We start from the raw sequence: 22,691 nt of genomic DNA on the forward strand, positions 1-22,691 counted from the left end.
TCAGCCCGCGATGTAGGCGGACAGAACCCGTGCCGTGCCGTCGCGCCAAAGCCGGGTCAGGGCATCGGTGAAGGCACTGGCGAAGCGGGGATCGTCGGCCAGATCGCCATAGATCGTGCGCTGTGACAGCCAGACCATCGGGTCAGCCTTGGCCTGCCGGGCAAGCGCCTGCAAGGCATCCCAGTTCGGATCGTTCGGCGCGATGGGGGCGCCGCTGTCGGTTTCGCCGTAACAGTAACGGCACCACAGCGCCGAAACCAGCGCCAGCCCGGCGACAGACCCGCCGGCGGCCAGCGCGTCGCGGATCGACGGAACAATGAACTTGGGCTGCCGGTTCGAGCCGTCAAGGCACAGCCGGCGCTCGGTATCGGCCACCTCGGGGTTGGAAAACCGCTGCACGATCAGGCCGTAATAGGCGGAAATGTCGGTCTCCGGCACCGGCGGAACATAGGGGATGATCTCTTCGCGTTCGACACGGTCAAGAAAACCCCGGATCAGCGGATTCGCCATGGCTTCATGCACATATTCAATGTCCATCAGCCCGCCGGGATAGGCGATGGTGGCATGGCCGCCGTTCAGGATGCGGATCTTCATCATCTCGAAGGCATGGACATGCGGGGTGAAGGTGACGCCCACCTTTTCCAGCGGCGGCCGGCCTTGCGGGAAGTTATCCTCCACGACCCATTGCCGGAACGGTTCGCAGGTGACGGGCACCGGGTCATCGGCCTGCCCGAACTGCGCCGCCAGCGCGCGTTCGCGTGGGCCGGTGGCGGGGGTGATGCGGTCCACCATGCCGTTCGGGAAGGCGACGTTGGCCTCGATCCAGTCGGCCAGCGCCGAGTCGGACAGGCGGGCCAGGCCGCAAACGGCGGCACGGGTAACATGGCCGTTGCCGGGGAGGTTGTCGCAGGACATCACGGTGAAGGGCGGAATTTCCATTGCACGACGGGCCTTTAGCGCCGCCACGATGGCGCCGAAGGCGGTGCGGTGGGGGTTCGGCGCATCGGCAACAATGGCGGGATCGGCGGGGTCGAATGTGCCGGTGGCGGGGTTTATGAAATAGCCGCCTTCGGTGACGGTCAGGCTGACGATGCGGATTTCGGGGCGGGTCATCGCGCCGATCAGGGCGGCGTTGTCGTCCTGCACGGGCAGGAAGTCGATCATCGCGCCAATGCGGCGGGCGGTCTTGCCCGAGGGGTCAAGCTCGATCACCGTTGACAGACAATCCTGATCTTTCAATGCCTTGCGCATGGCGGCATCGGGCGCGCGCACCCCTGCCCCCAGGATGGCCCAGTCATGCCCCAACCCAAGGGCGAAGAGGTCGTCCAGATAGACGGCCATATGCGCGCGGTGGAAATTGCCCAGTCCGATATGGACGATTCCGGGTGTCAGGGACGTACGATCATAGTGTGGCAGTCGTGCATACATCTGTCAGGCCATCCAGTTGCCGCCGTCCACGCCGAAGCACTGGGCGACGATGTATTTCGCTTCATCCGTGGCAAGGAAGATCGCCATGCCGGTCAGGTCTGCGGCGGTGCCCATGCGGCCGAAGGGAACGGCGGCGCCGACCTCGCGCTTCTTCTGGCCGAGGGCCTTGCCTTCGTATTTCGCAAAGAAGGCATCCACCCCGTCCCAGTGTTCGCCGTCCACCACGCCGGGGGCGATGGCGTTCACGTTGATGCCGTGGGCGATCAGGTTCAGCCCGGCCGACTGGGTCAGGCTGATGACGGCGGCCTTGGTGGCGCAATAGACGGCCACCAGCGATTCCCCGCGGCGGCCGGCCTGCGACGCCATGTTGATGATCGTGCCGCCCTGCCCCCGGTCGATCATGTGGCGCGCGGCGGCCTGAAGGCAGAACAGCGTGCCCGAGACGTTGACGGCGAACAGCCGGTCATGGTCGGCGCGGGTGATTTCCGCGATGGGGGCGGCCGAGAACAGCGCGGCGTTGTTGACCAGGATGTCCAGCTTGCCCATGCGGGCGATCGCCTCGGCAAAGGCGGTGTCGATCGAATCCTGTCGTGTCACGTCCAGCGCCACCGCATGGGCCTGCGGCCCCAGTGCCTGCGCCGCCTGCCGGGCGGCGTCGATGTTGATGTCGGCCAGCGTCACCGTCGCGCCTTCGGCCAGATAGGCGCGGGCGAATTCCAGACCGATGCCCCGCGCGGCGCCGGTGATCAGCGCCGCCTTTCCTGCCAGTCTCATCTGATTGCCTTTCCGGCCGGATCGAAGCGATGGATCTTGTCGGCGTCCGGCGCCAGCCGGATGCGGTTGCCGTGGTGGATGCCCAGTTCGCCCCCGGCGCGCACGTTGATGATGCCGATGCCATCGACATCAACCTTGATGAAACTGTCCGATCCCAGATGTTCGGACAGCAGCACCGTGCCTTCCCAGTTGCCGGACCCGACGCCGATATGTTCGGGGCGGATGCCGATGGTATGGGCCTTGTGCCGGGCCGCTTCGGCGCCTTCGATGAAGTTCATCTTGGGGCTGCCGATGAAACCCGCAACGAACAGGTTGTCGGGCGCGCGATACAGGTCCAGCGGGCTGCCGACCTGTTCGATGCGGCCGGCGTTCAGCACCACGATCTTGTCGGCCATGGTCATGGCTTCCACCTGGTCGTGGGTAACGTAGATCATGGTGGTCTTCAGCGTCTGGTGCAGTTCGCTGATTTCCTGCCGCATGGTCACGCGCAGGGCGGCATCAAGGTTCGACAGCGGTTCGTCGAACAGGAAGGCCGAAGGTTCGCGCACGATGGCGCGGCCAATGGCAACGCGCTGGCGCTGGCCGCCCGACAACTGGCCGGGGCGGCGGTCAAGATAGGCCGTCAGGTTCAGGACGGCCGCAGCGGCATCCACCTTCTTGGCCTGCTCGGCCTCGCTCAGACCCGCCATCTTGAGCGGGAAGGCGATGTTCTTGCGCACGGTCATGTGCGGGTAAAGCGCGTAGCTTTGGAACACCATGGCCAGGCCGCGCCTGGCGGGCGGCAGGGCGGTGGCGTCCTTGCCGTCGATCATGATCTGGCCGGCGGAGGTGTCTTCCAGCCCGGCGATCAGCCGCAACAGCGTGGACTTGCCGCAGCCCGAGGGGCCCACGAATACGACGAACTCTCCATCGGCGATTTCAAGGTCCACCCCGGGGATGACATGCACCTCGCCAAAGGATTTGCGGACGGCTTTCAGCGTGATCTGTCCCATTTTACCCTCACTTCACCGCGCCAAAGGTCAGGCCGCGCACAAGTTGTTTCTGGCTGAACCACCCCATGATCAGGATCGGTGCGATGGCCATGGTCGATGCCGCCGAGAGCTTGGCGTAGAACAGGCCCTGCGGGCTGGAGAAGCCGGCGATGAAGGCTGTCAGCGGGGCGGCGTTTACTGTGGTCAGGTTGATCGTCCAGAAACTTTCGTTCCAGGCGAGGATGATGTTCAGCAGCACGGTCGAGGCGATGCCGGGCACGGCCATCGGCGTCAGCACATAAAGGATTTCCTCGCGCAGGCCGGCACCGTCCATGCGGGCGGCTTCCAGAATGTCGGCGGGGATTTCCTTGAAGTAGGTGTAGAGCATCCAGATGATGATCGGCAGGTTGATCAGCATCAGCACCACGGTCAGGCCGATGCGGGTATCCAGAAGGCCAAGCCGGATGAAGATCAGGTAGATCGGCACCAGAACGCCCACGGCGGGCATCATCTTGGTGGACAGCATCCACATCAGCAGATCCTTGGTCCGCGCGCCGGGAACGAAGGCCATCGACCAGGCGGCGGGAACGGCGATGATCAGCCCCAGCAGGGTGGAGCCGATCGAGATCACCACCGAATTGACGAAGTAGCGGAAATAGGCGCGCTGGTCCTGCACGTCGATGTAGTTCTGTATCGTCCAGTCGAAGCCCAGGAAGATGGGCGGCGAGGCGACGGCCTGCGGTTCGGGCTTGAACGAGGTGAGCACGGTCCACAGGATGGGAAAGGCAATCAGCAGGGCGACAGACCAGGCCAGGCCGGTGTTGATCGCCTTGGCTTGCGGGGTGATGGCACGGGACATGGGGTGATCCTTTCCGTCAGGCGTCGAGGTTCTTGCCGACCGCGCGCATCAGGAAGATGGCGACGATATTGGCCAGGATGACGGCGACCACGCCCCCGGCCGCGGCGGTGCCCACGTCCTTGTCGAGCGAGATTTCCTTGAAGATCAGATAGGGCAGCGTGGTCGAGGCGCTGCCGGGCCCGCCTTGCGTGGTGACCAGGATTTCCCCGAACACCCCCAGCAGGAAGATGGTCTGGATCAGCACGACCACGGTGATCGACCGGGCCAGATGCGGCAGGATGATGTAGAAGAACCGCGACACCGGGGGGGCGCCGTCCATCTCGGCAGCCTCAAGTTCCTCACCCGACAGGGATTGCAGGGCGGTCAGCAGGATCAGCGTGGCGAAGGGCAGCCATTGCCAGGACACGATCAGGATGATCGAGGCCAGCGGCGCCTGACCCAGAAAGTCAAAGGGGGGCAGCCCCAGATACTTGGCCGCTTCGCCGAAAAGCCCGTTGGTGGGGTTGAAGAACATGTTCTTCCAGATCAGCGCGGCGACGGGCGGCATGATGAAGAAGGGCGAGATGACAAGAATGCGCACCACGCCCTGCCCCCACATCGGCCGCTCGATCAGAAGGGCGATCAGGATGCCAAGGACGACGGTGATCACCAGAACCGCGCCGACCAGGATCAGCGTATTCAGGACGGCCAGACCGAAATCTGAGGACATCACGAAGCGGGTGTAGTTGCCGAAATCGTTGAAACCCTGACGGTCGGGATACATCAGGTTGTAGCGCCGGAATGAAAACCACAGCGTCAGCACCAGCGGCACGATCATCCAGATCAGCAGCAGCACGACGCTGGGCGACAGCATCAGCCTTGCGGCGAGGCGTGAGGATTTTGTGGACATGACGGAAACTCCGGCAGCAACGGACAGGACGGCGGAGATCGGGCAAGGGTGGCGGGGCCGCGCACGGGAGTGGTGAGCGGCCCCGCCGGGGAGGGGTTACTGGATGTAACCCGCAGCGGTCATTTCGTCGGTGACCAGTTTCTGCGCGGCGGCAAGAGCATCATCCACAGATTTCTGCCCGGCAAGCGCGGCCGAGAATTCCTGGCCGACATTGGTGCCAAGGCCCTGGAATTCGGGGATGGCGACGAACTGCACGCCGACATAGGGCACCGGCTTGACGGTCGGCGCGGTCGGGTCAGCCGCGTTGATCGAGTCGATCGTCATCTTGGCGAAGGGCACCTTGGCGTATTCCGGGTTCGCATAAAGCGAGCTGCGGGTGCCCGGGGGAACGTTGGCCCAGCCTTCCTTGGACGCGACCAGCGCCAGATAGTCCTTGTTCGTGGCCCAGTTGATGAAGGCCTTGGCGGCATCCTGCTTCTGGCTGGAGGACGGGATCGCCAGCGACCAGGCCCAGAGCCAGTTGCCGCGCTTGCCCAGACCGTTGTCGGGGGCAAGGGCGAAGCCCACCTTGTCGGCCACGGTCGAGGTCTTGGGGTCGGTCACGAAGGACGCGGCGACGGTGGCGTCGATCCACATGCCGCATTTGCCTTGCTGGAACAGCGTCAGGTTTTCGTTGAAGCCGTTGGCGCTGGCGCCGGGCGGGCCGTAGTTCGTCATCAGGTTCATGTAGGTGTCGAGCGTCGCCTTCCATTCCGGCTGATCGAACTGGGGCACCCATTTTTCATCGAACCAGCGCGCGCCGAAGCTGTTGGACATGGCGGTCAGGAAGGCCATGTTCTCGCCCCAGCCGGGCTTGCCGCGCAGGCAGATGCCGTATTGTTCCTTGGTCTTGTCCGTCATCGCGGCCGCGGCCTTTTCGATGTCGGCCCAGGTCGGCGCTTCCGGCATGGTCAGGCCGGCGGCTTCCATCAGGTCGGTCCGGTACATCACCATCGAGCTTTCGCCGTAGAAGGGCGCGGCCAGAAGGTTGCCGTCAACGGTCAGGCCGCCGCGGATGGCGGGCAGGATGTCATCAATGTCATATTCGGCGGGAAGGTCGTTCAGCGACACCAGCCAGCCCTGCTTGCCCCAGATCGGAACCTCATAGGTGCCGATGGTCATCACGTCATACTGACCGCCGCCGGTGGCGATGTCGGTGGTGACGTTCTGGCGCAGGGCGTTTTCTTCCAGCGTCACCCACTGAACCTTGATCTCGGGGTTCTTGGCATAGAAGTCGTCCATCAGACCCTGCATACGGATCATGTCGCCGTTGTTCACGGTGGCAACGGTGATGGTGGTTTCGGCCATCGCGGCGCCGGACAGCGCAAGCAATGCCGTCGCGCCCAGAAGCGCGCGCAGCGAAACAGTCATGGTTTCCTCCCTCAGCAGCGATTGAGCAATTGATCGCTTAGTGGGAAATTGCTCGCCATAGGACCGAATCGTCAAGCGGATTTTTCACACTTCGTGAGGAATCCGGGCAGCGCCCTTCAATTGCTGATCTTTTTTCCGGCAGTCTGCGAACGCGGGGCCGCGCCGTCAGCCTGCCAGCGCCAGAACCGCGCGGGCGGTGGGTTCGTCTGTCACCAGCCCGTTGACGATGCGCGCGGTCAGCGCCCCGGCGATGGCGGGAACCTTGGTCGCCCCGGCGGCGATGCCGATGGCGGGGCGGTCCAGCCCCGGTTCGACCCGCACCCCGCCGGTGCGGCGGTTGGTGCCAACCTCAAGATAGCGGCCGTCGTGACGGAACACCCAGCCCGCCACTTCACCCACGGCCCCGGCGACCTGCATCGCGTCCAGCTCGGCACGGGTGACGAAGCCGTCTTTCAGCAGCGGCGCATCATCGGACATCTGGCCGATGCCGACAAAGATCACATCGGCCTGCCGCGCCAGATCGACCACGCGGCGAATGGGCGGCAGGGCGTGGAAGGCGGCGTTCTCTTCCGGCGTGGACGAGATCACCGGAACGGGCATCGGGTAATGCGGGGCGCGCACCTTGTCGGCCAGCCGCATCACCACATCGAAGAACGAGGCCGAACCATCGGGCGCGATGTTGCCGATCAGCGAGACAAGGCGGTGATGTTCGGCGGCGATGCCATCGGACACCGCATCCACCATGCCGCGCAGCGCCCGCCCGGTGCCGAGCGCCAGCACCAGCGGATCGGACATGCGCAGGAAGCGTTCGAATTCGGCGGCGGCGGCGGGGGCAATGGCGCGCACGCCATCGCTGCCCGGCCCAAGGTCGGGGGCAACGCGGCAGCGGGTCAGGCCGAAGCGCGCGGTGAGTGCCTTTTCCAGATCGACGCAGGCGCCGATGCGGTGGTTCAGCCGGACATGGATCAGCCCTTCTGACATGGCGCGGCTGACCAGGCGCTGCGCCCGCTGCCGGCTGACCCCCAGATCCTGCGCGATCTGGTCCTGCGTCAGCCCGCCGACATAATACAGCCAGCCCGCCCGGGCGGCTTCGTCCTGCAGGCTGGGTTCGGGGTCGGGGCGGGTGCTCATGCGGGTCCGGTCATGCTGGGGTCAATCTGGAAGAAATCGGCAAAGGAATCAAACCGCCGGTGCGGGCGGGCATCTTCGGGTTCGTCGGGCAGGCTGTCGCGCAGATGGCTGCCGCCGGTAAAGCGCCAGACCTGCATCCCGGCGGCAAGCCCGGCGCGGATGCCGGTCAGGCTGTCCTCGATCACCAGACAGTCGGCGGGATCGGCGCCGCAACTGCGGGCGGCGTGCAGGAACAGATCGGGCGCGGGCTTGCCGTGCGGCACCATCGAGGCGGTGAAGAGCCGCGGCCCGGTCAGGTTGCCAAGCCCTACCAGACGCAGCGAAAATTCGGCCCGGCCCGGGCTGGACGAGGTGGCCACGCAATGCGGCAGGGCCAGCCGGGCCAGCACATCCTGCACATGCGGCATGATCCGAAGGTCACGTTCAAAGGCGGCCAGAAGGCGGGCGCGGTAATCGTCTTCAAAGGCGGGTGGCAGGTCGAGACCGAAGTCGCGCCGGATGGTGGCCATCACAGTGGGGTAGCTGCGGCCCAGGAAATGCCGGGCGACATAGGGCAGGTCGATTTGCACGCCAAGCGCGGCCAAAGCCTGAACCAACATGCGCGCCGAGATGATCTCGCTGTCGATCAGCACGCCGTCGCAATCGAAGATGATCAGTTTCGCCACGCCGGACCCCACCCCCGTTTCCTGTGGTGCAGGAAAGCAGAGGCGGGGCCGAAGGTGTAGCGGTTTCCGCAGGCGCGACGGGCCGCGCCTGCGGAAGGCCGGGTCAGGCCGCGCGCTTTTCGCCGCCGAAGCGGCCGTAGAAGGTTTCACCCTTCTCGGCCATGTCGCGCAGCAGGGCCGGCGCGTGGAAGCGCGGGCCGAACTGGGCGGTCAGGCCGCGGCAGATTTCCACCGCGCGGGCGGCACCGATGATGTCCAGCCACGAGAACGGGCCGCCCGACCAGGGAGCGAAGCCCCAGCCAAGGATGGCGCCGACATCGCCTTCACGGATGTCGGTCAGCACGCCTTCCTCAAGCGCGCGGACCGCTTCCAGCACCTGCGCGAACAGCAGGCGGTGCTGCACATCGGTCAGGCTGGGCTGCATCTTGTCCTGCGGATACTTGGCCTCAAGCCCTTCCCACAGGGCCAGACGTTCGCCCTTGTCGGAATAGGCGTAGAAGCCCGCGTTCGACTTGCGGCCAAGGCGGCCCTGATCGGCCATCCAGAACAGCACGTCATCGACCGCGCCATCGGGATAATCGGCGCCCATGGCGGCCTTGGTCGCCTTGGCGATCTTGACGCCAAGGTCGATCGAGGTTTCGTCCACCAGTTGCAGCGGCCCCAGCGGCATACCAACCAGCTTGGCCGCGTTTTCCACCAGAACCGGCTCGACCCCTTCGGCGACCATGCGGATGCCTTCGTTGATATAGGGGATGATGCAGCGGTTGGCGTAGAAGAACCGCGCGTCGTTCACCACGATGGGCGTCTTGCGGATCTGGCGCACGAAATCCAGCGCCTTGGCAACGGCCACCTCGCCGGTTTCGCGGCCCTTGATGATTTCGACAAGGTTCATCTTGTCGACCGGGCTGAAGAAGTGGATGCCGATGAACTGCGCCGGCTTGTCCGACGCCTTGGCCAGTTGGGTGATCGGCAGGGTCGAGGTGTTGGTGGCGAAGATGGTGTCGGGGCCGGTGGCGGCCAGCACCTTCTTCGTGACCTCGGCCTTGACGCCCACGTCTTCGAACACCGCTTCCACGATCAGGTCAGCCCCGGCAAGGGCGGCGTAATCGGTGGTGGCGGTGATGCGGCCCAGAACCTCGGCCTTCTTCTCGGGCGTGACCTTGCCGCGCTTCATGCCCTTGTCGAGCAGGCCTTCGGAATGGGCCTTGCCGCGGTCGGCGGCCTCTTGGCTGTTGTCGATCAGCACCACCTCGATCCCGGCATTGGCGCTGACATAGGCGATGCCGGCGCCCATCATGCCGGCGCCGATGATGCCAACCTTCTTCACCGCCTGATCGGCGACCCTGGGCCGGTTCGCGCCTTTCTCAAGCGCCTCCTTGTTGATGAACAGCGAGCGGATCATCGCGCTGGAGGAGGGGTTCATCAGCACGCTGGTGAAGTGCCGCGCCTCGATCCGCAGGGCGGCGTCGAAGGGCACCAGCGCACCTTCGTAGACGGCGGCCAGCAGGGCGCGGGCGGCAGGATAGACGCCCATCGTCTTGCCCATGACCATGGCATTGGCGCCGACAAAGGTCATGAAGCCGGCGGGGTGATAGGGCGCGCCGCCCGGCATCTTGTAGCCCTTGTCATCCCAGGGCTTGACCAGATCGGCGTCCTTGGCGTTCAGCACCCAGTCCTTCGCGCGGGCAAGCAGTTCGTCGGCCGGCACCACCTCGTCGATCAGGCCGGCGGATTTGGCGGCCTTGGGGTCCGACAGCTTGCCTTCCAGCAGGAAGGGCGCGGCCATCATGGCGCCCATCTTGCGGGCCAGGCGGGTGGTGCCGCCGGCGCCCGGGAAGATGCCGACCATGATTTCCGGCAGGCCGATCTTGGCCTTGGGGTTTTCGGCGGCAAAGATGCGGTGGGTGGACAGCGGCAGTTCCAGCCCGATGCCCAGTGCGGTGCCCGGCAGGGCGGCGGCAATCGGCTTGCCGCCCTTCTTGGTCTTGGGGTCCATGCCGGCCAGTTCGATCTTGCGCAGAACCTTGTGCATGGTCATCACGCCGTCAAAGATCGCCTGCGCGCCGCCGGCCCGCATCTGGGCGATGACGTTCAGGTCCATCCCGCCGGCAAAATCCTTCTTGCCGCTGGTGATGACGATGCCCTTGACCGCAGGGTCCGCCAGCGCCTGATCGACCAGATCCGACAGCAGGGCAAAGCCCGCGGTGGACATGACGTTCATCGACTTGGCCGGAACGTCCCAGGTGATGACGGCCACGCCATCGGGGCCGGTCTGCATGGTGAAATCGGTCATTTCTTTCCTCCTTGCGGGTAGGGCGTGCCGTCGCGGTGCAGGTAGCGGCGGGCCTTGCCCTCTTTGTGGGTGATCAGGTCGTGATCGGTGTAATGGATGACATCCGACGCATTGCGGGTGCCGATGACGAGATAGCGGACAGGGGCGTCCGAACGGTTTTCAAGCCGGTGGCCGACCGGGTTTCCCGCAGGCCAGCAGGCGGCATCGCCGGGGCGCAGAGTGGTTTCGCTGTCCTCGACCAGCACCGCCTCGCCCGAAAGGATCAGCACCATTTCGTCCTCGGTCTCGTGCCAGTGGCGGAAACCCGAGGCCGAGCCGGGGGCCAGTTCCTCGATGAAGGCGCCGAACTGGGTCAGACCGCCGGGATCGGAGATGAGCTGATAGCGATAGGGGCCAAGCCCGCTGCCCAGAATGACATGCGGGCTGTCGTCGGTTTCAAACGCGGGCAGCGTCACCTTTGGCATCAGCGCGGCCCCGCCCAATCGCTGCCATCGCGATAGGTAAAGCGCGGCGGCTGGCCGGCTTCCATCTGGATGCGGAAATCGACATCGGAATAGGTCGCCACCTCGCGCGGGGCCTTGGTGCCGACGATCAGGAAGGTGGCCGGCGCGTCCGAGCGGTTCTCGAAACGGTGGCCATTGGCCACCCCCGCCTTCCAGCCGGCAAATTCGCCCGGTCCCATCGGGATGTCGCCCTCGTCCTCGACCAGCACCAGCGTGCCGGTCAGGACCACGGCGAATTCATCCTCGTTCAGGTGCCAGTGGCGGAGCGACGCCACCGCCCCCGGCTCCAGCCGAACCAGATTGGCGCCGAACTGCGTCAGCCCGGCCAGATCGCCCAGCCGGCGCGAGGACCGCCCCCGCACCATCGCCGCATAGGGCTCGGGGTAGATCGAGCCGGTGCGCAGCGGGGCGTCTTCGGGGTTCAGCTTGGGCATCACACCCTCTCGATGATGGTGGCCGCGCCCATGCCCGAGGCGATGCAGAGCGTGGCAAGGCCGGTGCCCTTGCCGGTGCGCTCCAGCTCATCCAGCAGGGTGCCGATGATGATGGCGCCGGTGGCGCCCAGCGGGTGGCCCATGGCGATGGAGCCGCCATTGGGGTTGACCAGCGCCGGGTCCACATCGAAGGCCTGCATGAAGCGCAGCACGACGCTGGCGAAGGCCTCGTTCACCTCGAACAGGTCGATGTCCTTGATGGACATGCCGCTGTCGCGCAGGATCTTTTCGGTCACCGGAACCGGGCCGGTCAGCATGATCGTCGGATCGGTGCCGATCTTGGCCGTGGCGCGGATGCGGGCGCGCGGCTTCAGACCGTGGTCGCGGCCGAACTCGGCATTGCCGATCAGCACGGCGGCGGCCCCGTCCACGATGCCGCTGGAATTGCCGGCATGGTGGATATGCTCGATCCGCTCCAGATGCGGGTATTTCATCATCGCAAGCTTGTCGAAGCCGGGCATCACCTCGCCCATGTCCTTGAAGCTGGCCTTCAGCGCCCCCAGCGCCTCGAGCGTGGTGTCGGGGCGCATGTATTCGTCGCGGTCCAGGATGGTCAGGCCGTTGCGGTCCTTGACCGGCACGACCGAGCGGGAAAAGCGCCCGTCCTTCCAGGCGGCCGCGGCGCGGCGCTGCGATTCCACGGCCAGCGCATCGGCCTGTTCGCGGGTGAAACCATACTCGGTGGCAATGATGTCGGCCGAGATGCCCTGCGGAACGAAATAGGTTTTCATCGCAAGCGTCGGGTCCACGGCGATGGCCGCGCCGTCGCTGCCCATGGCAACCCGGCCCATCATCTCGACCCCGCCGGCGATATAGGCCCGGCCGGCGCCGCCCTTCACCTGGTTGGCGGCGATGTTCACCGCCTCCATCCCGCTGGCGCAGAAGCGGTTGATCGCAAGGCCGGGAATGGATTCGTCCAGATCCGACAGCAGCACCGCGCTGCGGGCCAGGCAGCCGCCCTGTTCGCCGACCTGGGTGACATTGCCCCAGATCACGTCTTCCACCGCATGGCCGGTCAGGCCGTTGCGATCCTTGACCGCGTTCAGCAGGCCGGCAGACAGCGCCACCGAGCTGACCTCGTGCAACGAGCCATCAGGGCGGCCCTTGCCGCGCGGGGTGCGGACGGCGTCATAGATGAAAGCTTCGGTCATGGTCATCTCCTCAGGCGGTGGCGGGCGGAAAGGCCCGCGGCATCAGGTCATAGGGGTGTTTCCAGCCCGGCAGGGCGGAAAGGCGGCTCATCCAGGCGTCGATCCGCGGCCAGTCGGCCCGGGCGAAACCGAAGGGTTCGGGGTAGTAAAGATAGGAGGCCAGCGACAGGTCCGCGATGCTGGGGCGGCCGTTCGCCACCCAGTCGCGGCTGGCAAGATGGTCCTCCAGCACGGCATAGGCGGCCTTGAGCCGGCCCTGCTGGAAGGCGATCGCCTGTTCGGGGCGCTTCTCGGGCGGCAGGAAGTTCATCAGGAAGCGGGTGGTGCCGATCTGGGCCGAGAACTTGTGATTGTCCCAGAACAGCCAGCGCAGGATCTCGTCCTCTTCCTCCTCGCTGGCCCAGCCGAACTGGCCGGTCTTGCGGGCCAGGTGGCGCAGCATCACCGCCGATTGCGTCAGCGTGCGGCCGTCCAGGCGCAGCACCGGCACCTCGCCCATCGGGTTGATCGCGCGGAAGGCGGGGCTGCGTGCCTCGCCGGCGAAGAAGTTGACGAAGACCGGCTGCCAGGCGGTGCCGGTCAGGGTCAGCATCTGCGCCACCTTCGCCGCGTTGCCGCTTTCACCAAAGCACCAGAGCTGCGCTGTCATCGTTTCCTCCCTGTGGCGGCGGCGGACCGGGGGCTTTGCGCCCCCGGACCCCCGCGGGGTATTTGGGCCAAGATGAAGCAACGGTTCGTTAACCAGTGCCTCGTAGTCTTGACCGGCGGTACAGGCTGGGGAGCCGATGACCGCCCGAGGTGAAGCCCCGTTCCGAAGCCCCGTATAGCCAGGACGGACAGTCGGAACGGGGTGGACCCATCTTCATCTTGGTCCAAATACCCCCGCCGGAGGCATCCGCCGGGTCCGCCCGCCCTGCCCTAGCCCTTGCGCGCCTCCAGCTCCGAATTGAACAGGCGCAGCCGGTGGGCGAGGGTGTCCTGATCGGTCACGCTGTCGAAATGTTCGAACAGGAAGGACAGCGCCTCGCCCTCGTCCAGCCCGGCCTCGGCGGCAAAGCGTTTCAGCCGGCGATAGCCGTCCTCGGTCATGGCGACGGGGAAGCGGCGGGTCAGGCGGAAACGCTTGGGCATCTGGGAACCTCCGGTCGGGCTGGGGGCAAAGCCCCTTTGGCAAGGGCCTTGCCCCCCGCAGGTTAGAACGCCTCGGCCGGCAAGGCCATCACCGGATCGGCGCCGCTTTCGATGCGGGCAAGGTGCATCCCGCAGGCGGGCATCTGGCGGGCCATGTAGTAGCGGCCCGTTGTCACCTTGGCGTTCAGGAAGTCGGCGTCGCCGCGGCCTTCGTCCAGCGCGGTGAAGGCGGCCTTGGCCATCCGCGTCCACATCAGGCCCATGCAGACATGGCCGGCAAGGTGGAGGAAGTCGGTCGAACCCGCCAGCGCCGCGTCGGGGTTCTTCATGCCGTTCTGCATGAAGAACATCGCCGCCTGCTGCATCTGCTTGGAGGCGGTTTTCAGCGCTTCCGCGAAGGGCTTCATCCGCTCGTCGCCGTCATGCGCCTTCACCTCGGCCTTGATCAGGTCGAAGAAGGCCATGACATGCTTGCCGCCATCGGTGGCCAGCTTGCGGCCGACCAGATCCAGCGCCTGCACGCCGTTGGCGCCTTCGTAGATCATGGCGATGCGGGCATCGCGGACGAATTGCGAGACGCCGGTATCCTCGATGTAGCCATGGCCACCGAACACCTGCTGGGCCTGCACCGCGGCGTCGAAGCCCTTGTCGGTCTGGAAGCCCTTGATGACCGGGGTCAGCAGGCCGATCAGGCCGTCGGCATCGGCGTCGTTCAGCCGGTGGGCGCGGTCGATCAGGCTGGCGCCCCAGTAGGTCAGGGCGCGGGCGCCTTCGACAAAGCTCTTCTGGTCCATCAGGCTGCGGCGGATGTCGGGGTGCACGATCAGCGGGTCGGCCGGGCCGTCGGGGTTCTTGGTGCCGGTCACCGCGCGGCCCTGCAGGCGTTCGCGGGCATAGGCGACGGCGGCCTGATAGGCGCTTTCGGCCACGGCATAGCCTTGCAGGCCGACGCCGAGGCGGGCTTCGTTCATCATGGTGAACATCGCCCGCATCCCCTTGTGCAGGTCGCCCAGCAGATAGCCGGTGGCCCCTTCGAAGCCCATCACGCAAGTGGCGCTGCCGTTGATGCCCATCTTGTGTTCCAGCCGCTCGGCGCGCAGCGCATTGCGGGCGCCAAGGCTGCCGTCGGCGTTCACCAGGAACTTGGGCACGATGAAGAGCGAGATGCCCTTGGTGCCTTCGCCGCCGCCGGGGGCCTTGGCCAGGACCAGGTGGATGATGTTCTCGGCCAGGTCATGTTCGCCGGCGGAGATGAAGATCTTTTGCCCGGTGATGCGGTAGCTGCCATCGGCCTGCGGCTCGGCGCGGGTGCGCATCAGGCCAAGGTCGGTGCCGCAATGCGGCTCGGTCAGGTTCATCGTGCCGGTCCATTCGCACGAAATCAGCTTCGGCGCGTAGGTGGCCTTCTGTTCGGCGCTGCCATGCACCAGAATGGCCGAACAGGCGCCATGGGTCAGGCCCTGATACATGTTGAACGCCATGTTGGCCGAAACGAAGCCTTCGTTCACGGCGGTGTTCATGATGTAGGGCAGGCCCTGACCGCCGAATTCCTCGGGGCCGTCCAGCGCCGTCCAGCCGCCTTCGCGCATCGAGGCGAAGGCCGCGCGGAACCCGTCCGGCGTGCGCACCACGCCGTTTTCCAGCACGCAGCCCTGCTGGTCGCCCACGGCGTTCAGCGGGGCCAGCAGGTCGGATGCCACCTTGCCGGCCTCTTCCAGAACGGCGGCGGTGAAGCCTTCATCAAGGTCGGCATAGCCGGGAATTCCCGAATCGGTGACCTTGAGCACGTCGTGCAGCAGGAACTGCATGTCCTTTACGGGGGCGGTATAACCGGGCATCGTCTCTCTCTCCCTCAAAGTCCTGGTGGCAGCGGCGTCAGGCGGCGGCGGTGCCACCGCGTTTCACTTCGGCAATCAGCGTGGCGCCGGCCGCAAGTTCGGTTTTCAGTTCGGCAATCGCCTCGTCCAGTTCGGCGCGCTGCGCCTCCATGATGGCCAGCCGTTCACAGGCCAGGGCGAAGGTATGTTCCATCTGCGGCAAGTTGGTGCCCTGTCGGTCATACAGGTCCAGCGTCTGGCGAATGTCTTCCAGGCTGAACCCGAAGCGCTTACCGCGCAGGATCAGCTTGAGCCGGGCGCGGTCGCGCCGGGTGTAAAGCCGCCGGGCCCCTTCGCGCAGCGGCGAAATCAGCTCTTTCGCCTCATAGAAACGCAGGGTCCGCGGCGTGACTTCGAAGGCGTCACACATCTGGCGGATCGTCATGTGATCGTCGGTGCGGGCGGTCATCTCAATCTCGCTGGCAAAGGCGCATCTCCCAAACAGGATGGGCGCCGTCGAGACTGTCTAACAGGGCGGTTGACGTTAACGTCAGCGTAACGTCACGTCACGCCGGACGCTGACGTTCGGTCAGCCGGGGCGGGGCGCGTCAGGCCCCTGCCCCGCCCTTCGGCAGGCGGTCCATCTCTTCCACCGCGGTGGCCCGCAGCGCCTTGAGATCGGCGATGGTGGTGTCCAGCTCGGCGCGCTGACGATCCAGTTCGCCCAGTTGCCGGTCGGCCAGTTGCAGCCAGGCCTCAAGCTGCGGGCGTTCGCCCTTCTTGCCGTAGATCAGCAGCCATTGGCGGATTTCCTCCAGCGAAAAACCGAAGCGGCGGCCGCGCAGGATCAGTTTCATGCGGGCAATTTCGCGGGGGCCGTAGAAGCGGGAGCGGCCCTCCTTTTCGGGGAACAGAAGCTCGATATACTCGTAATAACGCAAGGTGCGGGGAGTAACGTCGAACTTCGCGCACATTTCCTTGAAGCTGAGACGTGTCGCGTCGGTCATGGGGATCCTCCTGGCCGCAGCCTAGGGCCAACCGCGGGCGTGACGCAACGGTTGGCGTGCGGTGGGGTTGCACTTCGCGGGCGGCTGGGTTTCATGGCGCCATGACCGAGATCACGCGCATCGCCCGCCAGTTCATCGAAGCCCTGCCCCATGCGGCGGCGCTGGGGCTGCGGGTGGAGGAGATCGGGGACGGGCGGGCGGTGATCGCCATGCCCTATGACACGCGGCTGATCGGCGATCCGGCCTCGGGGGTGATCCATGGCGGCGCGGTCAGCGCGGTGATGGATACCGCGTCCGGGGCGGCGGTCATGTCGCATCCGGCGGGCCCCGCCTCGACCGCGACGCTGGACCTGCGGATCGACTACATGCGCCCGGCCACGCCCGGTCAGACCATCCGCGCCCGCGCGCATTGCCATCATGTGACGCGCTCGGTCGCCTTTGTCAGCGTGGTGGCGACGGATGACGATGAAACGCGCCCGGTGGCCATGGGTCACGGCGCCTTTACGGTGGACCGGCCGCGATGACCGACGCACGCGAGGACGCCCTGCGCGGGCTGACCGGGGGGATTCCCTATCTGCAATTCCTGGGGATGCGGTTCGAACGGTCGGGCGACGAGCTGACCGCCGTGCTGCCCTTTACCCCGCATCTGATTGGCAATCCGGTGATCCCCGCGCTGCATGGCGGGGTGACGGCGGCCTTTCTTGAGGTGACGGCCATCGTCGGGCTGGTCTGGGCCGGGCTTGGCGAGGGCGTGCAGGTGTCTGCGCTGCCCAAGACCATTGACCTGACCGTCGATTACCTGCGCGCGGGCCAGCCGAAGGATTCCTTCGCCCGCGCCCGCATCAACCGTTCGGGCCGGCGTTACGCCAGCGTGCAGGTCGAGGCCTGGCAGGACGATCCGGCCCGCCTGTTTGCGCAGGGCAACGGGCATTTCCTGATGCCCTGATCCTGACGCCCGACCGCAGCCATACCATTTTCGGTATGCGCTTCTCGGGAATCCAAATTTGACGGTAATGGGTTTTGATCGCAAGAGTCATCCTGCGACAGGATGACGCTTTGGTGTCATGCTGCATCAAGAAATGGCAGAACTGCTTTTTAGGGAGGAAAGCATGACGCTCTCAAGACGGGCCGCCCTGGCCCTGGCCAGCGCACTGGTCACCAGCGCCACCATCGCCACCGTGCCGGCCCTGGCACAGGACAAGCCCACCGTCGGCATCGCCATGCCGACGAAATCGTCGTCGCGCTGGATCTCGGACGGCAATTCGATGGTCGAGCAGTTCAAGGCCGCCGGCTACGACACCGATCTGCAATATGCGGAAGACGACATTCCGAACCAGTTGGCGCAGATCGAGAACATGATCACCAAGGGCGTCGATGTTCTGGTGATTGCCGCCATCGACGGCACCACCCTGTCGAACGCGCTGGAAAACGCGCAAGCCGCGGGGATCAAGGTCATCGCCTATGACCGGCTGATCCGTGAAAGCGGCGCGGTGGACTATTACGCCACATTCGACAACTTCAAGGTGGGCGTGCTGCAGGCCAACAGCCTGGTGCAGTGCCTGAAGGAACGCTTCCCCGACCAGAAGCCGTTCAACGTGGAACTGTTCGGCGGCAGCCCCGACGATAACAACGCCTTCTTCTTCTACAACGGCGCGATGTCGGTGCTGCAACCGATGATCGACGCGGGCGAGATCGCCGTGCCCTCGGGGCAGATGGGGATGGATGTCGTGGGCACGCTGCGCTGGGATGGCGCGGTGGCGCAGTCGCGGATGGATAACCTTCTGTCGGCCAACTATGGCGACAAGGTGCTGAACGGCGCGCTGTCGCCCTATGACGGGCTGTCGATCGGCATCCTGTCGTCGGTCAAGGGCGTGGGCTACGGCTCGGGCGACCTGAAGATGCCCTGCGTCACCGGCCAGGACGCCGAGATTCCGTCGGTCAAGTCGATGATGGCGGGCGAACAGTATTCGACCGTGTTCAAGGACACCCGCGCGCTGGCCGCGGTGACCGTGAAGATGGTGGATGCCGTGCTCAAGGGCGGCGAGCCCGAGATCAACGACACCACCACCTATGACAACGGCGTCAAGGTCGTGCCGTCCTACCTGCTGGAACCGATGTCGCTGGGCGTCGGCGACATCGAGAAGGTGCTGGTGGAATCCGGCTACTACACCGCCGACCAGTTGAAATAAGCGTTTGTTGCGGTTTGGCCCGCCCCGGAACCCCGGGGCGGGCCTGCTTCCTTGTGGGGGGAAGGATGACGGCTCTTCTGGAAATGCGCGGGATCGGCAAGGCCTTTCCCGGTGTGCGCGCACTGGACCATGTGAACCTTTCGGTCGAGGCGGGCGAGATTCACGCCATCTGCGGCGAGAATGGCGCCGGCAAGTCCACGCTGATGAAGATCCTGTCCGGCGTTTACCCGCAGGGCAGCTATGAAGGCGAGATCGTCTATGACGGCGAGACCCTGGCCCTGCGCGGCATCCGCGACAGCGAGGCGAAGGGCATCATCATCATCCATCAGGAACTGGCGCTGGTGCCGTTGCTGTCGATTGCCGAGAACCTGTTTCTGGGCAACGAGGTGGCGCGGCGCGGCGTGATCAACTGGCCCGAGGCGTTCCAGAAGACCGAAGGCTGGCTGGCCAAGGTGGGGCTGAACGAACCGCCCGCCACGCCGGTGGGCAAGCTGGGCGTGGGCAAGCAGCAGTTGATCGAGATCGCCAAGGCGCTGGCCAAGGACGTGCGCCTGCTGATCCTGGACGAGCCGACAGCGGCCCTGCAGGAAAACGACAGCGAAAAGCTGCTGGACCTGATGCTGGAGCTGAAGGCGCAAGGGGTGACGCAGATCATCATCAGCCACAAGCTGAACGAGATTTCCCGCGTGGCAGACCGCATCACGGTGCTGCGCGACGGGCGGTCGGTTTCGACCATGGACCGCGACGAGATTTCCGAGGACCGCATCATCCGCGACATGGTGGGCCGCGACATGGCGCACCGCTATCCCGAACGGGTGCCGAATGTCGGCGAGGTGCTGATGGAGGTGAAGGGCTGGTCGGTCTGGCACCCCGAACAGCGTGACCGGCAGGTGATCCATGACGCCGCGCTGACCGTGCGGCGGGGCGAGATCGTCGGCATCGCCGGGCTGATGGGCGCGGGGCGCACCGAACTGGCGATGAGCCTGTTCGGCCGCAGCTACGGACGCGGCCAGACGGGCACCGTGCGGATGAACGGGCAGCCGGTCGATGTCTCGACCGTGCAGAAGGCCATCGCGGCGGGCCTGTCCTATGTGACCGAGGACCGCAAGGTTCTGGGTCTGATCCTGGAAGAACCCATCCTGCGCAACATCAGCCTGGCCAACCTGGCCGGCGTGGCGCTGCGCGGCGTGCTGGACAAGCGGCGCGAAGCACAGGTGGCCGAGGATTACCGCCGCGCGCTGGCGATCCGCACGCCGGGCGTGTTGCAGAAGGTGGTGAACCTGTCGGGCGGCAACCAGCAGAAGGTGGTGCTGTCGAAATGGCTGTTCACCGATCCGCAGGTGCTGATCCTGGACGAACCCACCCGCGGCATCGACGTGGGCGCCAAGTTCGAGATCTACCAGTTGATGAACGATCTGGTCGCGCAAGGGCGCGGCGTGGTGATGATCTCGTCGGAAATGCCCGAGCTTCTGGGCATGTGCGACCGGATCTATGTGATGAATGAGGGCCGCCTGGTGGGGGAACTGACCCGCGCCGAGGCAAGCCAGGAACGGATCATGGGAATGATCCTCGGGACGACAGGAAAGGCTGCGTGATGGCGGAAAAGGGACTGGGCGCCCATCTGGGCGGGCACCTGCGCGAAAACGGGATGCTGGTGGCGCTGGTCGCCATCGTGTTCTTCTTCACCGTCATCGTGCGGGTGATGATCGACGTGGATTTCCTGTCGGCGCAGAACATCACCAACCTGTTCCTGCAGAACAGCTATGTCATCATCATGGCGCTGGGGATGCTGCTGGTGATCGTATCGGGGCATATCGACCTGTCGGTCGGGTCGGTCGCGGCCTTTACCGGGGCCATCGCGGCGGCGCTGACGGTCAAGGCCGGGATGCCGGTCTGGGTGGTGATCCCGGTCACGCTGCTGGCCGGGGCGGCGATCGGCGCGGCGCAGGGTTATTGGGTGGCGTTCTGGCGCATCCCGTCCTTCATCGTGACGCTGGCGGGGATGCTGGTGTTCCGCGGCCTGACGCTGTGGCTGCTGGGCGGGCAGAACATCGGCCCCTTCCCCAAGGCGTTCCAGTCGATGTCCAACGGCTTTGTCCCCGACCTGTTCGGCGACTGGGATCAGGCGCTGCTGGGCATGGACCGGCTGAATGGCACGGCCGTTCTGGTGGTGGTGATCGCTGCGGCGGTGCTGATCTGGCTGGGCCTGCGGGCGCAGAAACGCGATGTGGAATTCGGCATCGCGCCCGAGCCGCCGGCGCTGTTCTGGGCGCGCAATCTGGTGGTTTCGGCCGCGCTGATCTTTGTCGGCTGGAAGCTGGCGCAGTTCCGGGGCCTGCCGAACGTGCTGGTCATCCTGGTGGTGCTGACGGTGCTGTACGCCTTCTTCACCGAGAACACGACGGCGGGGCGCCGGATCTATGCCACCGGCGGCAATGAAAAGGCGGCCAAGCTGTCGGGGATCCGCACCAACCGGCTGGTGTTCTGGTGCTTTGTCAACATGGGGGCGCTGGCGGCGCTGGCGGGGATGATCGTCACCGCACGGCTGAACAGCGCCACACCCAAGGCCGGCGTCGGGTTTGAGCTGGACGTGATCGCGGCGGTCTTCATCGGCGGCGCGTCCATGGCGGGCGGCACCGGGCGGATCGTCGGCGTGGTGGTCGGCGCGCTGATCATGGGCGTGATGAACAACGGCATGTCCATCCTGGGGATCGGCATCGACTATCAGCAGGTGATCAAGGGGCTGGTGCTGCTGGCCGCCGTGGCCTTCGACGTTTACAACAAGAACAAGTAAGCGGGGGCGCGCGGTCAGCCGCCCTGATCGCGGGCAAGCTGCGCGATGACGCCTTCGCGCAGCCGCAGCGCCAGCGCCGAAAGGTGCCGCCGCTTCAGGTGCAACAGGTAATAGGGTGACACCCGCAGGTCATGCGCCACGGGCAGCACGCAGAACTGCGCGCTGATCGGCGGGCGGATCAGCAGCTCTGTCACCTCGGCCGACAGGGGCGCGATGGCATCGGTCTGCGCCAGATAGGCCAGCGTCAGCAGGGTTGACGGGCTGTTGACCACATTCTGCGGTTCCGACAGGCCAAGCCCGGCAAAGGCCGACAGCGTGGCCTCGCGGATGGGGGCGCCGCGCTGCTGCATGATCCATTCATAGCCCAGAAGTTCGGTCAGGGTGACGATGGGCGCGCGCATCAGCGGATGCCCCTGCCGGACAAGGAAGGCAACCTTTTCGTCGCGCATCGGGTGGATGCTGAAATCGGTGCTGTCGAATTCGGGCAGGATGCGGGCCAGCACGAAATCCATCTCGCCGGCCACAAGCTGCGTCATCAGATCGCGCGAAGGCATCACGTCCACGGTGATCTCGGCGTTGGGGGCTACTTCCTTGACCTCGCGGATGGCGGAGACCAGGTAGTTGACCGCCGGCCCCGTGACCGAGCCGACGCGGACCGATCCGCCCAGACCTTCGCGCAGGTTTTCCAGATCGACGACCATGCCGGCCATCTCGCGCAGGATGACACTGGCGCGGCGCAGCACGGCCAGACCGAATTCGGTGGGCACCATGCCGCGCGGCTGGCGCAGGAACAGCGAGGCGCCCAACTGGCGCTCCGTCTCGGCCAGCATCCGCGAGGCGGCGGGTTGCGACATGCCGACGATTTCGGCGGCAAGCTGCACCTGCCCGTGTTCGGCAATGGCCTGCAACAGACGCAGTTGCGCGGGCTTCAGCATCTGGCGGGCGGCGGGCATGGCTATACCATTTTTAATATGGAGAACGTGTCAGATGTAATTTTACCAGCATCTTACTCGCGCGCTAGGCTACAAATGCCGGGGAGGAACGGCATGTTGCAGGAGAGGCGCGGCACAGAGGGCCGGGCTTGTCCTTTCGGGGGGATGACATCTGTCCACCTTTGAACATCCGCCAGGCGGATGGCGTGCATGGTCAGGCGGCGGGAACCGGACAGGGGACCGCGCCCGTTCC

Annotated in this window: 23 protein-coding genes; 5 read left to right on the plus strand and 18 right to left on the minus strand. The window is 65.6% G+C overall.

Annotated features, from left to right (window positions below):
• The 17 genes from B6K69_RS06755 to B6K69_RS06835 all read right to left on the minus strand — a co-directional run bounded on the left by B6K69_RS06755 (position 1) and on the right by B6K69_RS06835 (position 16,523).
• Positions 1-1,428 carry a mannitol dehydrogenase family protein gene (locus B6K69_RS06755; protein ID WP_108643242.1) on the minus strand — a complete coding sequence of 476 codons (1,428 nt, stop codon included), beginning with the start codon at positions 1,426-1,428 and terminating at the stop codon, positions 1-3.
• Positions 1,429-1,431: 3 nt separating this feature from the next.
• Entirely contained in the window at positions 1,432-2,202 is a 771-nt protein-coding gene (locus tag B6K69_RS06760; protein WP_108643243.1) for an L-iditol 2-dehydrogenase, read from the minus strand.
• Complete coding sequence (locus B6K69_RS06765) at positions 2,199-3,194, minus strand: ABC transporter ATP-binding protein (RefSeq protein WP_108643244.1); 996 nt, start codon at positions 3,192-3,194, stop codon at positions 2,199-2,201. Before B6K69_RS06765 ends, B6K69_RS06760 begins: the two co-directional genes overlap by 4 nt.
• A gap of 7 nt (positions 3,195-3,201) precedes the next feature.
• Positions 3,202-4,032 (minus strand): carbohydrate ABC transporter permease, encoded by an 831-nt coding sequence (locus tag B6K69_RS06770; protein ID WP_108643245.1) that lies wholly within the window; start codon positions 4,030-4,032, stop codon positions 3,202-3,204.
• Between the two features lie 16 nt (positions 4,033-4,048).
• Complete coding sequence (locus B6K69_RS06775; protein ID WP_107672330.1) at positions 4,049-4,921, minus strand: carbohydrate ABC transporter permease; 873 nt, start codon at positions 4,919-4,921, stop codon at positions 4,049-4,051.
• A 96-nt stretch (positions 4,922-5,017) separates the two neighbouring features.
• Entirely contained in the window at positions 5,018-6,331 is a 1,314-nt protein-coding gene (locus B6K69_RS06780) for an ABC transporter substrate-binding protein (protein WP_108643246.1), read from the minus strand.
• Between the two features lie 165 nt (positions 6,332-6,496).
• Positions 6,497-7,462, minus strand: coding sequence for a sugar-binding transcriptional regulator (locus tag B6K69_RS06785; RefSeq protein WP_108643247.1), 966 nt, complete (start codon positions 7,460-7,462; stop codon positions 6,497-6,499).
• Entirely contained in the window at positions 7,459-8,127 is a 669-nt protein-coding gene (locus B6K69_RS06790) for an HAD family hydrolase (protein WP_108643248.1), read from the minus strand. Before B6K69_RS06790 ends, B6K69_RS06785 begins: the two co-directional genes overlap by 4 nt.
• 103 nt (positions 8,128-8,230) lie before the next feature.
• Complete coding sequence (locus tag B6K69_RS06795) at positions 8,231-10,420, minus strand: 3-hydroxyacyl-CoA dehydrogenase NAD-binding domain-containing protein (protein ID WP_108643249.1); 2,190 nt, start codon at positions 10,418-10,420, stop codon at positions 8,231-8,233.
• Complete coding sequence (locus tag B6K69_RS06800) at positions 10,417-10,884, minus strand: cupin domain-containing protein (protein ID WP_108644815.1); 468 nt, start codon at positions 10,882-10,884, stop codon at positions 10,417-10,419. Before B6K69_RS06800 ends, B6K69_RS06795 begins: the two co-directional genes overlap by 4 nt.
• Entirely contained in the window at positions 10,884-11,357 is a 474-nt protein-coding gene (locus B6K69_RS06805; protein WP_108643250.1) for a cupin domain-containing protein, read from the minus strand. The genes B6K69_RS06800 and B6K69_RS06805 overlap by 1 nt, the downstream gene beginning before the upstream one ends.
• Positions 11,357-12,568 carry an acetyl-CoA C-acetyltransferase gene (locus tag B6K69_RS06810; protein ID WP_108644816.1) on the minus strand — a complete coding sequence of 404 codons (1,212 nt, stop codon included), beginning with the start codon at positions 12,566-12,568 and terminating at the stop codon, positions 11,357-11,359. Before B6K69_RS06810 ends, B6K69_RS06805 begins: the two co-directional genes overlap by 1 nt.
• A 10-nt stretch (positions 12,569-12,578) precedes the next feature.
• Entirely contained in the window at positions 12,579-13,217 is a 639-nt protein-coding gene (locus B6K69_RS06815) for a glutathione S-transferase family protein (RefSeq protein ID WP_108643251.1), read from the minus strand.
• A gap of 269 nt (positions 13,218-13,486) precedes the next feature.
• Positions 13,487-13,699: a hypothetical protein gene (locus tag B6K69_RS06820; RefSeq protein WP_107672323.1), complete on the minus strand. Its 213-nt coding sequence runs from the start codon at positions 13,697-13,699 to the stop codon at positions 13,487-13,489.
• Positions 13,700-13,761: 62 nt separating this feature from the next.
• On the minus strand, positions 13,762-15,537 hold the full coding sequence (locus B6K69_RS06825; RefSeq protein WP_107672322.1) for an acyl-CoA dehydrogenase C-terminal domain-containing protein: 1,776 nt from the start codon (positions 15,535-15,537) through the stop codon (positions 13,762-13,764).
• A gap of 37 nt (positions 15,538-15,574) precedes the next feature.
• Complete coding sequence (locus tag B6K69_RS06830; protein WP_107672321.1) at positions 15,575-15,985, minus strand: MerR family transcriptional regulator; 411 nt, start codon at positions 15,983-15,985, stop codon at positions 15,575-15,577.
• A 139-nt stretch (positions 15,986-16,124) separates the two neighbouring features.
• Positions 16,125-16,523, minus strand: a complete 399-nt coding sequence (locus B6K69_RS06835; RefSeq protein ID WP_108643252.1) for a MerR family transcriptional regulator — start codon at positions 16,521-16,523, stop codon at positions 16,125-16,127.
• 101 nt (positions 16,524-16,624) lie between these two features.
• Between B6K69_RS06835 and B6K69_RS06840 the strand changes: the two genes are divergently transcribed.
• From B6K69_RS06840 to mmsB, 5 genes are all read left to right on the plus strand, one after another.
• A complete protein-coding gene (locus tag B6K69_RS06840; RefSeq protein ID WP_108643253.1) occupies positions 16,625-17,047 on the plus strand; it encodes a PaaI family thioesterase in 423 nt (140 codons plus the stop codon).
• Complete coding sequence (locus tag B6K69_RS06845) at positions 17,044-17,469, plus strand: PaaI family thioesterase (RefSeq protein ID WP_108643254.1); 426 nt, start codon at positions 17,044-17,046, stop codon at positions 17,467-17,469. The genes B6K69_RS06840 and B6K69_RS06845 overlap by 4 nt, the downstream gene beginning before the upstream one ends.
• A 163-nt stretch (positions 17,470-17,632) precedes the next feature.
• Entirely contained in the window at positions 17,633-18,712 is a 1,080-nt protein-coding gene (chvE, locus tag B6K69_RS06850) for a multiple monosaccharide ABC transporter substrate-binding protein (protein WP_108644817.1), read from the plus strand.
• 65 nt (positions 18,713-18,777) lie between these two features.
• Positions 18,778-20,307: a multiple monosaccharide ABC transporter ATP-binding protein gene (mmsA, locus tag B6K69_RS06855; RefSeq protein ID WP_108643255.1), complete on the plus strand. Its 1,530-nt coding sequence runs from the start codon at positions 18,778-18,780 to the stop codon at positions 20,305-20,307.
• Complete coding sequence (gene mmsB, locus B6K69_RS06860; protein WP_108643256.1) at positions 20,307-21,506, plus strand: multiple monosaccharide ABC transporter permease; 1,200 nt, start codon at positions 20,307-20,309, stop codon at positions 21,504-21,506. Before mmsA ends, mmsB begins: the two co-directional genes overlap by 1 nt.
• Positions 21,507-21,520: 14 nt before the next feature.
• Here mmsB and B6K69_RS06865 read toward each other — a convergent pair whose 3' ends face one another.
• Positions 21,521-22,459: a LysR family transcriptional regulator gene (locus tag B6K69_RS06865; protein WP_228156828.1), complete on the minus strand. Its 939-nt coding sequence runs from the start codon at positions 22,457-22,459 to the stop codon at positions 21,521-21,523.
• Positions 22,460-22,691: the final 232 nt, after the last annotated feature.

This window comes from Pseudogemmobacter blasticus, from assembly GCF_003071405.1.
In the GTDB taxonomy this organism is placed as follows: domain Bacteria; phylum Pseudomonadota; class Alphaproteobacteria; order Rhodobacterales; family Rhodobacteraceae; genus Pseudogemmobacter; species Pseudogemmobacter blasticus.